16 protein-coding genes are annotated in these 17,509 nt (G+C 29.7%); 14 read left to right on the forward strand and 2 right to left on the reverse strand.

Annotation, left to right across the window (positions count from 1 at the left end):
• Position 1: 1 nt before the first annotated feature.
• From BD821_RS05080 to BD821_RS05100, 5 genes are all read left to right on the forward strand, one after another.
• A complete protein-coding gene (locus BD821_RS05080) occupies positions 2-1,150 on the forward strand; it encodes an ABC transporter permease (protein WP_104409591.1) in 1,149 nt (382 codons plus the stop codon).
• A 27-nt stretch (positions 1,151-1,177) separates the two neighbouring features.
• Positions 1,178-2,290 carry an ABC transporter permease gene (locus tag BD821_RS05085; RefSeq protein WP_104409592.1) on the forward strand — a complete coding sequence of 371 codons (1,113 nt, stop codon included), beginning with the start codon at positions 1,178-1,180 and terminating at the stop codon, positions 2,288-2,290.
• A gap of 49 nt (positions 2,291-2,339) precedes the next feature.
• Entirely contained in the window at positions 2,340-3,422 is a 1,083-nt protein-coding gene (locus tag BD821_RS05090; RefSeq protein WP_169994004.1) for a sensor histidine kinase, read from the forward strand.
• A gap of 19 nt (positions 3,423-3,441) precedes the next feature.
• The gene (locus BD821_RS05095) at positions 3,442-4,080 is read left to right on the forward strand and encodes a response regulator transcription factor (protein ID WP_104409594.1); all 639 of its coding nucleotides are present in this window, start codon (positions 3,442-3,444) and stop codon (positions 4,078-4,080) included.
• Positions 4,081-4,346: 266 nt separating this feature from the next.
• On the forward strand, positions 4,347-4,670 hold the full coding sequence (locus BD821_RS05100) for a hypothetical protein (RefSeq protein ID WP_104409595.1): 324 nt from the start codon (positions 4,347-4,349) through the stop codon (positions 4,668-4,670).
• Positions 4,671-4,863: 193 nt separating this feature from the next.
• Here the strand turns inward: BD821_RS05100 and brnQ are convergent, their stop codons facing one another.
• Positions 4,864-6,174, reverse strand: coding sequence for a branched-chain amino acid transport system II carrier protein (gene brnQ / locus BD821_RS05105; protein ID WP_104409596.1), 1,311 nt, complete (start codon positions 6,172-6,174; stop codon positions 4,864-4,866).
• A 307-nt stretch (positions 6,175-6,481) separates the two neighbouring features.
• Between brnQ and BD821_RS05110 the strand changes: the two genes are divergently transcribed.
• The gene (locus tag BD821_RS05110) at positions 6,482-6,823 is read left to right on the forward strand and encodes a single-stranded DNA-binding protein (protein ID WP_029452202.1); all 342 of its coding nucleotides are present in this window, start codon (positions 6,482-6,484) and stop codon (positions 6,821-6,823) included.
• A gap of 195 nt (positions 6,824-7,018) precedes the next feature.
• Here BD821_RS05110 and BD821_RS05115 read toward each other — a convergent pair whose 3' ends face one another.
• Entirely contained in the window at positions 7,019-9,676 is a 2,658-nt protein-coding gene (locus BD821_RS05115; RefSeq protein WP_104409597.1) for an FAD-dependent oxidoreductase, read from the reverse strand.
• 579 nt (positions 9,677-10,255) lie between these two features.
• On the opposite strand from BD821_RS05115, the gene BD821_RS05120 reads away from it, so the two are divergent.
• The 8 genes from BD821_RS05120 (at position 10,256) to BD821_RS05160 (ending at position 17,492) form a co-directional block, all read left to right on the forward strand.
• A complete protein-coding gene (locus tag BD821_RS05120; protein ID WP_104409598.1) occupies positions 10,256-10,726 on the forward strand; it encodes a COG2426 family protein in 471 nt (156 codons plus the stop codon).
• Positions 10,727-11,036: 310 nt separating this feature from the next.
• Complete coding sequence (locus BD821_RS05125; protein ID WP_104409599.1) at positions 11,037-11,987, forward strand: AAA family ATPase; 951 nt, start codon at positions 11,037-11,039, stop codon at positions 11,985-11,987.
• Positions 11,988-11,996: 9 nt separating this feature from the next.
• Positions 11,997-13,118 (forward strand): DUF58 domain-containing protein, encoded by a 1,122-nt coding sequence (locus BD821_RS05130; protein WP_104409600.1) that lies wholly within the window; start codon positions 11,997-11,999, stop codon positions 13,116-13,118.
• Between the two features lie 2 nt (positions 13,119-13,120).
• Positions 13,121-14,401 (forward strand): hypothetical protein, encoded by a 1,281-nt coding sequence (locus tag BD821_RS05135; RefSeq protein ID WP_104409601.1) that lies wholly within the window; start codon positions 13,121-13,123, stop codon positions 14,399-14,401.
• 291 nt (positions 14,402-14,692) lie between these two features.
• Positions 14,693-15,046 carry a DUF6514 family protein gene (locus BD821_RS05140; RefSeq protein WP_104409602.1) on the forward strand — a complete coding sequence of 118 codons (354 nt, stop codon included), beginning with the start codon at positions 14,693-14,695 and terminating at the stop codon, positions 15,044-15,046.
• A 346-nt stretch (positions 15,047-15,392) separates the two neighbouring features.
• A complete protein-coding gene (gene acpS / locus BD821_RS05145; protein ID WP_104409603.1) occupies positions 15,393-15,779 on the forward strand; it encodes a holo-ACP synthase in 387 nt (128 codons plus the stop codon).
• Positions 15,780-15,894: 115 nt separating this feature from the next.
• On the forward strand, positions 15,895-16,506 hold the full coding sequence (locus BD821_RS05150; RefSeq protein ID WP_104409604.1) for a germination lipoprotein GerS-related protein: 612 nt from the start codon (positions 15,895-15,897) through the stop codon (positions 16,504-16,506).
• Between the two features lie 632 nt (positions 16,507-17,138).
• A complete protein-coding gene (locus tag BD821_RS05160; RefSeq protein ID WP_029452212.1) occupies positions 17,139-17,492 on the forward strand; it encodes a type II toxin-antitoxin system PemK/MazF family toxin in 354 nt (117 codons plus the stop codon).
• Positions 17,493-17,509: the final 17 nt, after the last annotated feature.

The following is a 17,509-nucleotide window of genomic DNA, read 5'->3' on the forward strand; positions in this document are numbered from 1 at the left end:
TATGAATATAATAACCATAGCTTTAGTTGATATAAAAAGAGCCTTAAGAGACAAAAAGGCAATGATGTACATGCTTCTTTTACCTATAATTTTAATCTCTATTTTAGGTACAGCCCTAGGGTCAGTTTTTTCTGTAGATAGCTTAGATAAGATAAATATAGGGTATATAAATGAAGATAAAGGAGACGTATCCAAAGGTTTTGAGGAATTTTTAGAAGATAAAGAAATAAAAGAGATATTAAACTATAAGAAAATTGTCAGTTTAGAGGAAGGGCAAAAGCTACTAGAAAATAAAAGCATAAGCGCTATAGTTCATATAGGACAGGATTATAGTAAAACATTAAAAGAAAATAATGAAACCTTAATAGAAATAATAGGAATAGATAGTGGTTCATTTAATTATACCCTTGTTAAAAACGTTATAGAAAGTTACATCGAATATACTAATTCATATATGGCTATTAGCAATATAGATACACAAAAGGTAAACTTTGAAAAGTATGATGTTATAAAAAATGAGAGCATTGCAACTGAGGGCAACATGCCAAGGGCTATTGATTATTATGCTGTTACAATGATGGTTATGATTATACTTTATGGGGCAAGTTATGGGACACAATTCATAGTTGAACTAAAAAGCCTTCCTATAGGCAAAAGAGTTTCAGCAGCACCTATAAATACTAGGGACATGGTAATAGGTAAGGCCTTAGCAGCAATGATGTCAATGTTTTTGCAGGTGGTAGCTTTAATAGGATTTTCTAAATATGTTTATAAGGCGAATTTTGGCGAAGACATGAAGACTGTTTTATTTATATGCTTTACACTAATAGTCTTTTCCATAACATTAGGAGTGGTTTTAACGAGTATATTTCATAATGAATTATTAGCAAATAAGGTTCTAAGCATGTTAATACCTATATCTACGTTATTATCTGGTGGTTATTTTAAGATAACCGCTCCAGATTCATCCATATTGAATTCTAAAATCATGTATCTTTCACCAAGTTATTTAGCACAAAGAGCTTTATTTAGCAGTATTTATAAGGGCAAAACCTTGTATATTAAAGAAGCAATTTTTATACTTTGGGGATTTTCTATAGTATTTTTATTAGTTTCAATTATATTTCAAAGGAAGAAAGAGTATGCTTAGAGAAATTAATAGAGAGGGGATAAAAATATGACCATAGTAATCAATAATATAAGGCGAATATTAAAAGATAAGATGGCATTAAGTTTTATGATAGTTTGGCCAATTTTAATTATTGTCTTTTTAAACATTTCAAACCCTAAATCCCAGTCTATTAACATAGGGGTTATTGATGAAGATAATAGCAAGGTTTCATCTATGATTAAGGATAATTTAAATAATCTTTCAAAATTTAAAACTTATGAGACAAAACAAGAGGATATAAAGGAAGAGTTAATAGATGAAAAGTCAGATTATATTATTTATATAGAAAAAGGGTATGAAGAGAACTTATTAAAGGGGAATAAACCTATAATTAAAAGTTATAGTTTAAGTGGTGGGAATGTAGAAATACCTGTTAAAATATCTTTAGAGAACTATGGGAATGTATTAAATAATATAGCTCAGAGCACCATTGGAAGTGAAGAGAAGTTTTATGAGGCTATGAGGAATTATGAGGAGGGGAACTTAAAGCTTTTAGATAAAACCATTGATAAAGGTATGGCATCTAGTAGAAAGGTATTTCAATATCTAGGGTTTTTAGTAATGGGAATACTTTCACTTGGAACGGTGGGGTGCTCTTTTATAGTTGAGGATAAAAAGGGTAATATGGATGAAAGATTATTTTCAGCACCATTAAGCCGTAAAAGTTATATGATTCAAAATATACTGAGTGGAATATTAATAGCATTTATTCAAATAACAATTTTAATGGTATTTTTAAAGGTTTTATTAAAAATCAATCTAGATTATAAATTTCTACAATTATATTTTATTATGATGTTATTTGGTTTAGTTTCTGTGTCCTTAGGTATATTTTTAAATAGTATATCTAAAAATTCTAGGCAGTTTTCACTTATAGGTACTATGATTTTAACCCCTTTTTGTATGCTTGGTGGCTGCTTTTGGCCAAGGGAAGTAATGCCAAATATTTTGATTAATATATCAAAATTTATTCCAACAACCTGGGCTATGGAGGCTTCCAGAAGGGCATTGAGTGGGAATAATATGGGAGATTTGTTTTATGAAATAGCTATATTACTTTTATTTGCAGTTGTATTTTTAATATTAAGTTCCTGGAAGCCTAGTGAAATGAAAAGATAGATTAAGGGATAGTTTTAATTAATCAATTAAATTTAAAGGGATGGGACTAATGAAAAAGATTTGGCTTAATCTTATAATATTATTTTTTTATGTTTTCGAAATAATAATTGGTGGAGAAATAACCCCAGGGCATGTACTATTAATTCTTGTATTTTTGTCCGTAGATATGATTAGAGAAAAGTATTTAAATAATAATACATCTAAAATTCTAGAAATTATAATCATAATTATAATTATTTTAAAGGATATAAAGGGTACTTTGTTACTGGGAATTCTTATTTTAACCATAGAGGATGAAAAAGATGCATTAGTTCCTACAACAGCAATTATTCTAGGCTTAGGATTTTTATATTATAGGGGTTGTTATAATTATATAGCAGTATTTGGCTTTTATGTAGTATTGTGTCTTATTATAGGAAAACAGCGAAAAGACATTAAATATATGACGGATCTTTATAATAATACTTATGATAAGGAACGTAGATACATATATGAGCTTGAGAGAAGTAAACAAGAGCTCATTAATAATTCTAATGAAATTATGTATCTTACAGAGGTTAAGGAAAGAAATAGGATAGCAAGGTCACTTCATGACAATTTAGGTCATAAAATAGCAGGTGTCTTAATACAACTTAGAGCCTGTAGAGTTTTAGCTATAAAAGATAAGGAAAAGGCCTTAGACCTTTTAGATGGATCCATAGAGGCTATGGCTGAATCTTTAGATTTAATAAGGGAAACTGTTCATAATATTAAACCTAAAGAAAATGTAGGTATAGAGTATATTAAAGAGTTGGTAGAGGGTTTTAAGTATTGTGAGGTAGAATTTATGCAAGAAGGTGATTTTAATAATTTAAATTCCTATGAAATGCAGATAATTTTATCTACGTTAAAAGAAGCTTTGACTAATATATCAAAACATTCAAAGGCCTCAAAGGTGGTTATAAGAATAGAGTCAAATAATAATTTTATACGCCTTTATATTAAGGATAACGGCATAGGGTGTGGACTTATAAATGAGGGGCTAGGTATTAGTGGTATGAAGGAGAGGACCTTAAATATAGGAGGAAAATTGTCCATTTCATCAGAAGAAGGTTTTATAATAGTTCTAGTAATTCCAAGGAAGACTAAGTAAGAAAAAGGTAGGTGTTTTTATGGATATATTAATTGCAGATGATGATTCACTTATAAGGGAAGGATTAAAGATAATATTAGAAAATGAACCTGGATTTCAGGTTGTTGCATTAGCTGTTAATGGACAAGAAGCCTTCCACTTATGCAAAGAGAAAAAACCAAATATAGTAATGATGGATATAAGAATGCCTATAATGGACGGTGTTATTAGTACAAGGCTCATAAAACAAAGTTTTAAAGATATAAAAATAGTAATGCTTACAACTTTTAAAGATGAAGAATATATAAAAGAGGCAATAAAAAACGGAGCAGATGGATATATCTTAAAAAGCCAATCTTCAGAGGCAATAATCGAAACTATTAAAATCATAAACAAAGGAAATGCAGTATTTGAAAAAGATATTATGAAAAGTTTATCTGAAATGATAAATAAGAATTCACATAAACCCCATATAAAACAACGGCACTTAAAGGAAGCTGAACTAACTGAAAGAGAAATAGATATACTTAGACTTATAGGAGAGGGCATGTCCAATAAGGAAATTGCAATCAAACTTTATTTAGGAGAAGGCACAGTGAGAAATTATGTAACAAAGCTTTTAGAAAAGTTAGACCTAAGAGACAGAACTCAACTAGCTATATACTATCTAAATACCTAGTAAATGTAAGCACCCCAGAGGTACAGCCAATTTATGGCAGCACCTCTGGGGTGCAGCCATTTTATGGGTAAGACCAGCCAGTGAATAAACCACAATTTATTGGTCATAATTATTTAACGAAGTAATTAACGGGTATGATAATAATATAAAACAACATAAAAGATAAATTAAAAATAAAAATTGAATTAGTTATTTAATTATACTCAATTTAATGTTAATATATATATATTACTTTTATATTTGTGCTTTGGAAAAGAGGGATAATGTTGAAATTTAGAAAAGAAATAAAAAGTTTAGATGATCTTACACTCATACGGTTTATAGTGAAAAAAGATTGTGGTACATATTTTAAGGCAAAGGGATATAACGAAGAAAAATACATAATAATTAAAAATAATGCATCTCAGCATTTGAAAGAAGAAAGTGATGTATCCTTTCATGCAATAAAGGAGGAAAAAGGAGTATTAATAAAAAAGCAAGTTTACTACCCAATAAGCTCAACGGAATTTGAAGAGTTATTTTATAAGTTTAATCCAGATGGAACTACATCAATAAAAGATTTAAATGATTTTGGAGACCTTGCAAAGTAATCAATAAATTCTTATATTACAGTTAAATTCACTAAAAAATATAAAATGCTAAAAAATAAAGCTTAAGGCCTGGTTAAAGGCATATAAGCTTTATTTATTGTGTTCCTAAATAATGGATGCACCTCTGGGGTGCTGACAGTTTATGGATGCACCCCAGAGGTGCATCCATTTTATTACATCAGCTTGTGTAAACTTAATCTGCAAATATGGTGGATTTTGTGGGGCTGTTGTTTAGGAGGGTAAAGGATACTATAAACATTACTATAGTTGGTATAACCCACACGAAGCCACTATCGTATAAAGGTAATTGAGTTAATAGGTTAATAGTTTTAATGTTGTAGGTGTTTAGATATTTCACACTAGAAATGGTGCTTAATATGCTAAATAGTAGTGAAGTATATACAGTTACTTTAAATACATTATTATTTTTAATTAAACCTTTAATAAGTGTAAGGATTATTAAAGTTATAGCCATAGGATAAAGTATATTAAGTATAGGACCTGCAAATTTTACTATTTGCTCTACTCCTGAGGATCCTATTATTACTCCAATAATGCTCATGACTACAGCGTTAAACTTATAAGGTAGTCTTCCATTGGTTAGATCTTCAAAAAAGGATGAACCGGAAGATATGAGGCCTACTGAAGTTGTGAAACAGGCAACACCAATTGCTATACCTATTAATACACTTCCTATAGATCCTAGATTACGTTGTGAAATTTCTAGGAGTAGGAAGGTTTTCGACACATCAGCACCAAATACGCTGCTAGTTTGTGCACCAAGATGCATTAAACCTGAGTATACAAGTGCTAGTCCTATTATTGCTATGGCTCCCGATTTTAATGTCATACCCATGACTTTCTCTTCGCCGTAGCCTTTAGCTAAAATAGATTTAAACACTATAGAAGAAAAAACCAATGCAGCTAAGGCATCCATGGTTTGGTATCCTTCTTTAAGGCCTGAAGCAATTGGAAGGGCCTTACCTGTATCTATAATAGGCGATACAGGCCAGAATATACCTTTTACTATTAATATAGATAGAGTTATTAATAATATAGGGGTTAGATATTTCCCGATAAGATCCATAATTTGCGATGGATTTAGTACAAAGACTAAATTTAAGGCAAAGTAAAATATTACAAAGGCAAGAGCTGGTACCTTTGGGAATACAGGAAATATGGCAAGCTCATAAGTTGTAGCTGCGGTTCGTGGTATTGCAAGCAAAGGTCCAATAGTCAAAAATAAAGATATAGAAAATATCTTAGTGAAAATTGGGCCTACAGGTCGTCCTATATTTTCAAAATCACCATTAACCTTTGTACAAGCTATAATTCCTAGAAGCGGTAGTCCTACCCCTGTAAGTATAAAACCTACAGCAGAAAGTATGTAATTACTTCCAAATATGTTTCCAAGATAGGGTGGGAATATCAGGTTACCTGCACCAAAAAACATGGCAAATAGTGCAAAACCTATTATTATGATATCTTTTGTTGATTTTTTCATTGGAGCACCTCAATTCATAAAATTTATATTATTTCATAGCTGATATTAGGATTTAGTTAGTAGTATATTTTGCTTAGAAATGATTCTATTTCCAGAAGATTCATGCAGATTTAAAAATAAAGTTAAGCCTATGTTACCATCTCTATTAATAAAATTCAATAAAAATGCAAAAAAAACTAATAAATATTCATAATAATTTATACAAATGTTGTTAAATTATTGTATAAGAATTGTTAATGTGGCAATAATCTTATATATAAATAGAAGTAAATGTTTACAAAAATAAAGGTGAAATATGGAGGTAAATATGAATAAGATTTTATTAGTTGGTAGGCTCGTAAAGGACCCAGAAATTAAAGTTTTACAAGAAGGGGAAAGGATGGTTGCAAAGTTCACTGTAGCTGTTAATAGAAATTATAAAAATTCAGATGGTGAAAATAAGGCAGATTTTGTTCCAGTTTCCGTATGGGGAAAAAGAGCAGAAATTATAATGAAGTATCTTCAAAAAGGTAGTTTTGTAAGCATAAGTGGAAGACTTAATACAGGAAGTTATGAAGATAAAGAAGGCAACAGAAGATATACTTATGAAGTTGTAGCAGAAGATTTTCATTTCGTAGAAAACAGAAAGAAGGATGAAGTAGCACAATAATTGTAATAAGTGCTATGGTAACCTGCTTATACCGGCACCGGTAGGCTAAATAGGGGGGCACTGCACAATAAATATAGCAAATGTAATAAGTGCCATGGTAATCCTACAAAAATGCCAAATGTGCCAAAAATGAAAATCAATAAGACAAAAAAAAGATAGCCCTGAAATGCACAGGAACTATCTTTTTTTAGATATCTACAGAAGGTTACCTTTAATTACCTCTTCTAAGGTATAACCATTTTTTATACCAGCTATAATTTTAGCAGATTTTGATAAATCTCCAATTAGAAGACCGCCTACTAAGGTATCTTCTTTAAAGAATAGCTTTTTATAAATTCCTTTATCTAAATCTTTAAAAGCTAGTTGTTCTAATGAGTTATCGTCAAGATTTATTAATCCTGCAGAGAATATTTTAGCATTTAAAGCGTTAAATATAACGGAGGATACAAAGCTATTGAAGACTACATCATCACCAGCTGCATTAGCTCCAGCAATTTTACCCATTTCTATTGCTGCAGGCCAGTTGCCAAAGATGGTGCCTTTTAATTCTGCAATGTCTCCAGCAGCATAAATATCTTTGATATTTGTTTCCATCTTATCATTAACCCTAACACCTTTATCAGATGCTAAGCCTGCCTTTTCAGCTAGATACTTTTTAGGTCTTATTCCTACAGAAAATAAGATCATATCAGTTTCTAAGATTAGGCCACTTTTTAATTTTAAGCCCACAATCTTAGGCTTTTTAATAAAATCATGATTTGAAATTGGTACCATGCACATATCTGCAATTATTTCATCAGCAGATTCACCTAATAATAGATTAATACCAGATTTATCTGCTATTTTCTTAAACAAAGCAGCCCCTTCGTTGTCTAATTGTCTTGGAAGGAGTCTTGTGCTAAATTCTACAACAGTTACATCTAAGCCTTTTTGTTTTAGATTCCAAGCAGCTTCAAGGCCTAGAAGACCTCCACCGATGATAACAGCTTTTTTAGATTTTTCCATATAGGATTTAATGTTTATGGCATCATCCAATTCTTTTAGAGTAAAGAGACCATCTACTTCTTTATAATTTTCAAAAGTTAGAACTAGATTTCCAATTGTACTCTTAAGTTCATCACAAGCAACCTTTATAGGTGGTATAAAGTTATAACTACCATTGGCTAGTATTAATTTATCATATTCTAAAGTTGTACCATTATTTAAAAGTATTTTCTTGCTGTCAGGGATTATTTCATCTACATATGCCCCAAGGGTTTGCTTTATGTTATTATCCTCATACCAATCGCTTTTTGCTATATAAAAGTTTTTGTCAGGAATAGTGGTTGTTATATAATCTGAAAGTTGAGGTCTAAAGTAAGACATAGACTTTTCTTTAGATACTATTTCTATAGAACATTTTGGATTTCTTTCTCTTATAGCCTTTGCAGCATAGAATCCAGCAGCTCCATTTCCGATTATAACAAACCTTTCCTTAGTTTCTTTTTTGAATTTAGTATTTGAAGAGATTACTTCTACAAATTGATCCTTAGAAGCTCCACATACAGGACATATTTCTGGAGGGAAGTCACCTTCAAATATTTCTCCACAAATAACACATTTCCAAAGTCTTGTTTTCTTTTTTACTGCAGGAGTGTTGGAAACCTTACCCTTTTCTAATAACTTTTCTGCAAAAGCTTCACCAAAGTTAAAGGCTTTTGTAAGTTCGTCTTCAGAAGGTTTAAAGTTTGCCTTAAGCCCTGGAGTTAGAATATTCATTCTTAATTCTTTAAGTCTTCTTTCTATACTAGGTACAGCTTCTCCACTCCAACCATAAGAACCAAAAGCAGCTGCAACCTTTCCACCATGAACTAGTGGATTTAGCTTTGTTAGCACATCACGTATAGGTTCAAGAAGCTCACTATTAATAGTAGGTGAACCAAAAAGTACACCCTCAGATTCAGTTATATCATTTATGATGTCATCCATATTACTTTTGATTACGTCATAAGATTTTATCTCAAAGTTACCCTTAGATTTTATTCCTTCTGCGATTTTATCACCCATGGATTTAGTATAACCATAAGCGGATACATAGGAGATGGTTACCTTTGGTATTTCAGCCTTAGGCTTTGGTGTGCTCCACTCTTTATAAAGTTCTACTATTTTACCTGGGTTTTCCCTTAATATAGGGCCATGACCTGTACAAATTGTATCTATATCTAATTTTTCTATTTTATCTATAGCTTTAAGTACATAAGGCTTAAAAGGTCCCATTATGCAGTCAAAGTAATATTTTAATGATTCCATATAATGTTCTTGATTTTCAATTAGATCATTAAATACATTTTCAGTGCAATAATGTGTTCCAAAGGAGTCACAAGTAAATAATATCTTATCCTCAGGTACAAAGGTGTAAATTGTATCTGGCCAATGTAAAAATGGTGCAGCTATAAATTGTAGTGTTTTATTGCCAAGGGATAAGGTTGAACCATCTTCTACCACTATAGATTCAAAGGGTACATTAGCTATCTTGCCTAAAAATTTTATGGCAGCAGCAGATCCTACTATTTTGGCATGGGGAGAAAGTTCAAGAATCTTTGCAACGGAACCTGCGTGATCTGGCTCAGTATGGTCTACTATAATGTAGTCTATTTTATGAATATCTATGTCTAAGGATTTTAATCTGTCTAAGTATTGATCAAAAAATTCAAGCTTTACAGTTTCAAGTAAAGCAACCTTTTCATTTCCTCGTATTACATAGGAATTATATGTTGTTCCATAAGGTGTATACATTATTATGTCGAAAACTCTAAGTCCTGGATCTAAGGCTCCAACCCAATAAATATCTTTTTTAATTTCTAAAGATCTCATATTCATCATTCCTTTCAATAATGCTATAAAAGTATGTATTAATTATATCATCTAATCAATATTATTGTTTAATATACTATGATTTAGTGCGCTAATACCTTAAATTTTGATTTTAGTCATCACAAAGATCCTATTGTTAGTTTAAGCAATAATATAAGATTTTAAACTGAGGTATTTTAATAACTTACAATGACTTATAATAACTTATAATAGATTGTAGGGAATTGTAAATGTATGTATAATTAAAGTTTTAACAAAACAAAATAAGCGATAGTAGTTATTAGCTACTATGAACTATTATAAAGGAAACCATAGATTTGGTCAATATAATTAAGCACTTTTAAGAGATTGTGATATTTGATTATGTTTTAAGGTGATTTTAATAATATTTAATGAAATTTTAAGGAGAATTTAATAAATAATATCTTGATGATTTAGGTAATAATCTTTATAATAGAGTCATTGCATAGAATCCACAATAGGCACACAGTAATTATAGAACACATCATGCATTAATAAAACATATGATTAATACAGTAAATTGAATTACATAAAATATAATCACAAGGAGTTTAAATTATGAATTTTTCACAATTACTTAAGGTTTTTATTTTCTCGGCAATACCCCTTACAGAGCAAAGAGCGGCAATACCTATAGGCATTGCTCAATATGGATTAGATCCAGTTGCAACTATGATAGCTAGTTTTCTTGGAAGTTTACTTCCGGTGCCTTTTATATTATTACTTTTTAATGTTATATTTAAATGGATGAAAAAATATAAGTTTTTTGCTCCATTAAATAGAATAATAGAAGATAAAATTCAAAAGGGTACAGGGAAGATTGAGAAATATAAAGAAATAGGGCTTATAATATTTATAGGAATTCCACTACCTACTACAGGGCTTTGGACTGGTAGTGCAGTGGCGGCGGTACTAGGTCTTGACTTTAAAAAGTCAATGCTTTGCGCTGCTATAGGAGGGTTAATGTCAGCTATTATAGTAACATTAATTACTATTAGCGTCGGAAGTTTTGCTTCACTATTTTCGTAAACTTAGTGTAAAACATGAGTTTTATTTTGAAATTTTAATTGAATCTAAATTTAATATATTCTTCACACTAAAAGATAACTTTTCATGTAAAATGTTATTTTTTTTGTAAATTTATATATAAATTTTAATAATTATAGGATTTGCAGAGTATATTTACAATTTAGATTTATTTGAATATTTGTATAGAAGAAACAAATGACACTATGATATAATAATCTTATCACAGTTTGAAATACATATATGGAAGGAGGATTTATTTAATTGGTCTATATTTTGATGAAAGGGCCCGTTAGATAATTAGTTATTGAATATGGAAGTTAATAATTTTGTTGAATTTAGAGAAAAGGTTTTAGAAAATGTGGGTAAGGTTATAGTAGGTAAGAAGAGCAAAATAGATAGAATAATGGTTGCTTTTATATGCTCAGGACATGTTCTTTTAGAAGACGTTCCAGGACTTGGAAAGACTAAACTTGCAAGAGCTTTATCTCAAACGTTAAACTGTTCTTTTAAAAGAATTCAATTCACTCCAGACCTTTTGCCTTCAGACCTTACAGGAATATATTATTACAATCAAAAGACCATGGAATTTGAATTTAAAAAAGGCCCTTTATTAAGTCAATTTGTATTAGCAGATGAAATTAATAGAGCAACTCCAAGAACACAATCTGCATTACTTGAGTGCATGGAGGAAAGGCAGATAACTGTAGAAGGAAATACATTAAAACTAGACAAGCCGTTTTTTGTTATTGCTACAGAAAATCCTATAGAACAATTTGGAACCTTTCCACTACCAGAGGCCCAGTTAGACAGATTTTTCATGAAATTATCTATGGGATATCCATCTTATAGTGAAGAAATTGATATATTAGATAGATATAAAGAAAAGGATCCATTAGAAGATTTAAAGCCAGTTGTAACTTTAGAGGAAATACAATATCTTCAAAAGAACTTTGTGTATGTTGAAGTAAAAGATGAGATAAGAAGATATATATTAGATATAGTAAATGAGACCCGTAGACATAAGGATATTGAACTTGGTGCATCACCAAGAGCTACAATAGCACTTATGAAAGGCTGCCAAGCTTACGCAGCAATACAAGGTAGGGACTATGTTATAACAGAAGATGTTAAGTCTATTGCTCCAGATGTTTTAAGCCATAGAATTATATTAAAAGCTGGAGGACGAACCTTAGGAGATAAATCTCATGAGGCCATTGGAGATATATTAAATAATATTAATACACCTTTAGAAGAAATTTAAGGTGATATTATGAAGAGTTACGCTATATTTATCTTAGCTGTAATAGCTTTTTATATCTTCTCCAGGTACACAATGAGCATGGGATTTAAAGATATAGAGGTAATAAGAAGTTTAGATAAAGCCCGTATCTTTCCAGGGGATCAATTTAATGTAATTACAAAGATTGAAAATAAAAGAAGGTGGCCTATAGCATTTTTAAATATAAAAGAGCAATATCCAGAAGGCTTTGAAAGAATGCAGTCGTCACCAGATTTTAGAAATCCAAATGTTACTTATTACACAAGTAGCTATAGTATTTTAGGTCATGAAAGGGTAAAGAGGTATTATAATTCTACTATAGATAAAAGGGGAGTTTATTACCTTAAATATTTAACCTTGTCTTTAGGAGATTTGTTTGGGATTTTTAATATAGAAGAGGAACAAGAAGATCTTTTAGAGGTAATAGTATATCCAAAAGTTGTGGATGCAAGTCAAATAGAGTTTGAAAATAAAAGTATCCAGGGAGATTCTGTAGTAAGAAGGTGGATATTTTCTGACCCAGTTTACGTAAGGGGCCTTAGGGAATACGTAAGAGGGGACAGGATGAAGGATATTCACTGGAATTCTAGCCTTAGGATGAACAAACTTGTGGTAAAGGAATATGAATACACCTCAGAAAGACAAGTGGTTTTTATTGCAAATGTTCAGTGTGCCAAGCCTTATTGGAGCGCTATTGATGGTGAAGCTATAGAAAAGGCTGTGAAGATAGTGGCTTCTCTCTCTAATTTTACTATAGAGCAAGGTATTCCGACAGGGGTTATGACAAATGCAAATATGATAAGTTCATCTGGAAATTTTAGCAATGAATTATTACCTGGAATTAATAATTTTAAAGAGATATTAGAGTTTTGTGCTAGGATAGACAAGCTTCCTAAGGTAGATTTTAGTGAATTTTTAAGAGAAAAGGGAAGCTATTTTAATTCAAATTCAATTTATATAATATTAACACCTTATATGAATGATGAAATTATAAGTGAAATGATTAAACTTAAACGATATGGAATCATTATGAAGGTTATAGATGTTTCAGAAAAAGGATCTCTTCCCGAATTAAATCATATAGAAAAAATATATTATGGGGGGAAGGGGTAATTATGAGTTTACAAAAAAATATCAGAACATTATTTTATACCTCTAAGATAATAGCTATATTTATAATATATTCTATGATTTCTAATGGCCTTGGACAGATGACACCAGGATATTTAGACTTTTTAATTGCTTTTTTCATTATGATTATTATGCAAATTTTAGAATATAGGAATGTAAATAGATACGTAGTAATATTGATTCCACTTTTTATGAGCTTTGCAGGATTTTTTCTACTTCATGGAAGGGAACACTTTGTACCTTATTCAGTTTTAGGCTTAATTACAGTACTTACACTTCCAAGGTATGATGCAGAAAGTATTTCTTCTTATAAATATATACTAAAAAATCTTAAAAACAGTCTTTTTATGTTAATAGGATCTTTAGTATTATATTTAAAAGTAGATAAATCATTTGGAAACAGCTTATTAAGATATTATATTGCTTTTTTAGTAATAGCTATAATAACTTTAAGAGAAGGTAGAAAGTTTGAATATGATATAAAGAGAAAAAAAGAAGATGACATGGTTAACTTTGGCATACTTATAGCTGTAATAGTGATATCTTCTAACTTTGTATATAACATTTGTAAAACTATAATCTTTAGCATACTTAAATTAATAGCATTTATTGCAGAAAAGATTTTGGTGGGCTTTGTTTATATCATAACTGTTCCTTTAAATGCCTTGGTAAATTATATTCAAAACCTTTTAAAAAGAAATGCAGGAAATCCTAATGTACAAATATCAGACAAAAAGGATGGACTAGAGGAATTAAAAGATATAGTAAATGACCAACAGGTGTCTTATGTCATTGTAGAAAATATAATAAAAATTATTATAATTGCAGCCATTATTTACTTAATATACTTTGTTATAAAAAAATATAGATATAGTAAAGTTATAAAAGAAGAGGGAATAGTTGAAGTAAGGGAAAAGATATCTGTAGAAAAGCCTGCAAAGAAAAAGACAGTTAAAGATAAGCTAAAGGATATTATAGGAGCCAAAACCTTAAATGAAAAGATATTAAATATTTACAAAGACTTTGAAAAGATAACCTTTAAAAAAGGTTGGTTTAAGCCCTATATGACACCAAGACAACTTTATAAGGTTACAAGAATCCATATAGAAGAAAAGAAAAAGATAAAGTATATAACTAAAATGTATAACGAAGCAAAGTTTTCTAGCCATGAAATTAGTGAAGATGAATTTGTGAAATACAAAGAATATTATGGTGATATAAAAGATAAGATAAAAGATGTACAACAAGAAGATAAAAGAAAATAAGAAAAAATGATTCAACATAAGATAAGGTAAATAAAAAATGCAATAACAATATGAAATTTAAAGAAAAAACTTATCGACAAATAATTCTATAATTCTACAAAATTCGCCTAGGAAACGAAGGATTTCCTAGGCTATCTTTCGTTAATAAAGTCAGGGAGCCCTTTATAAGATGGAATGTGTCAAAATATAGATTAAGTATTCTGAATATTGAAGACAAGCTATGACAAGGTTTTCATTAATGTCATGGTAATATAAAAAGTAGGTAAATTTAGTATTGGGGGGTAATCAAAAATGGTTATTGTTGAAAATTTATGTAGAAGCGAACTTTCAGAAAACGGAGTGCATATATATTCCTATAGGATGACTAAAGGAAATATTACATTCTCAATTGAAGGGGAGAAAACTGAGGTTCAATCCTATGGAATTGAAGTTGAAAGGCAAGATGTATTAGATGGGGTTGTAACAAATATTGAAAGGGATGCATTAGAAAGTATAAGTCCTCAAAGATATAAGATACATAATCTTTTGAAAATCTTGTACGATGGAAGGGTATCACCATATCACTTTATAGATATTATTGGTGAATATGTAGATAGCTATGTTGAAGACTTTGAAGAGGGATTTTGTGATGTAGCTACTAATTAATTATAATATAAATTTTAAATCATAATATAAATTTTAAATCATAATATAAAACTGCAATTTTTTAATAATTAATATTAGATAGATTCAGGTGTCATAAACTTTATTTTAACCTTAAAAAATTCATAATATATAAGTATAAAGACGTAGTATTATCTTTAGAATTACTAAGGGTGAATACTACGTTTTCTTATGTTATAATATATCAAATGTATTAAACAATAATAGCTAAGTTTTAAATGGGCCTAAAAAAGCATTAGAACAATTTAAGTTAAAAGTGTACTTTAAGCAATAAACAAAAGTAAATAATCAAAAGTCAAGAAACAATAAACTTAAAAGAGGAAGTAGTATGGGGATAAAAGGAATTGGCACAGACATAATAGAAATAGATAGAATAAAAAATGCAGATTTAAGAAATGCTAAGTTTGCCCTTAGAATATTTACAAAAAAGGAATTAGAGTATTATAATAAAAAAAACTATGAGAGCATGGCTGGGGGATTTGCAGCTAAAGAAGCTATAAGTAAAGCTATAGGAACAGGGTTTAGAGGCTTTAACTTTAAAGATATAGAAGTGCTTAGAGATACATTAGGAAGGCCCTATGTAATTTTATCAAAAACCGCAGAAAAGATTTTAAGAGATAAGTTTAATTTAAAGGGTAAAGATTATGCTATTCACATTTCTATATCTCATAACAATAGTATGGCCATAGCTTATTCCATAATAGAGGGAATTTAAATTAAAATCATAATACATAAAAGACAGGCTATAAAATAAATAACAATAGAATAATTTAAAGCATAAAGGAATAACAATAGTAGTGAAATATTATATATTATATTAGGAGGAACTTTTGAGAAAAGATATTAAGCTTATGATATTATTCCTTTGCCTTATTTGTTTACCGGTTATAAATGTTTCCTGTAAGAAACCAGCAAAAAATGTGGATGAAGTCATAGATTATATTAAATCTATTAAAAGCTATGAAAGTAATGTAGAGTACACTATTAAAAATAGCAAAAGAACTGAGGTTAAAAATTACACACAATATTTTCAAAAAGATCAGGGATATAGGCTTGAACTAGGAGACAAAAGATCTTATATATATAAAGAAGATGAAATACTAGTAGAAGATATAGCTAATAATGCAAAATATAGCTTAGATAAAGACTTTGATGAGGTTTATAAGTTTACCTTTATAGGTGAATTTATAAGACAACTATATACCAACGAAGATATAAAATATTTTTGTAAAAAAATAGAAGGTAAAAGCTATATGGTTGTAGAATTAGTAATCACAGGGGCTAACAATAATCTAAAAACTGCCTTTATGTATATCGACCTTACAACAAATCTTCCAGAAAAAGTAGCCATATTTGATAAGGGGGGTGAAGAGAGAATAGTTGCAATATACAAAGATTTAAAGATAAACATAGATTTAGATGAAGAACTTTTTAAGCAGTAATATAAAACAGGTTTTCAAAACATAAGATCAAACATAGGTTAAAAACTAGTGTAACTATTAATACTAATATAATACAACTTAAAGACTAGAAAAATTAAAGAATACATAGATTATAATAGAGGGTTTAAAGGTGTATGTTAAATATTTAAAGTAAAAGAATTATCAAAATATACTTAAAAATAATAAAAGCTTACAGGCTCGAATTATTCTAACTCCTATAAAAGGGCAAAAAAACACACTTTATGTAAGATAAAAATTTTACCATTAATCTTTTTGTAATAATTTGATGAAAAATAGTATAAAATCTTTGACATAGTGACAAACTTTGCACTATAATTGTAATGTACATATTTACGCTTTGTAAAATAGGAGGTAAGTATAAGGTATGTCAAGATGTAAGAGATTAATGGTTACCCTCTCAGGTATACTCAAAGATGATAAAAAAAATAGTCAATTTATCATGAGGTCTGTAATACTATATAGAGACAATGAAAATAATACAAAAGGAAACATGGAAAGTGGATATCTTGAAATGGCATCCATCAACTTAGAGTACTCGGAATTTGGTTGTGAATGCGAATATAAAGAGTGTTTAGAATATGAGACGTGGCTTTCGGAGAGTGATTTGTCGAATGACAACAATAGTAGTAAAAAGAGGCGATATTTATTATGCTGATCTGAGCCCTGTGGTTGGTTCAGAACAAGGTGGGATCAGACCAGTTATAATTATACAAAATGACATTGGTAATAAATATAGTCCAACTGTCATCGTTGGAGCCATAACCTCTCAGATTAATAAAGCAAAACTTCCAACTCATGTTGAGATATCCTCAGAAGAATACGGATTAAATAAGGATTCCGTAGTTCTATTAGAGCAAGTGAGAACCTTGGATAAAAAAAGGTTAAAAGAAAAAATTGGTCATATGACTGATCTAGACATGGGGAAGGTTGATAAAGCTTTATTAACAAGTTTGGGGCTTAATTGACATACTAAGGTTAAAAT

The organism is Clostridium algidicarnis DSM 15099 (assembly GCF_002934235.1).
Classification (GTDB): Bacteria; Bacillota; Clostridia; order Clostridiales; family Clostridiaceae; genus Clostridium_L; species Clostridium_L algidicarnis.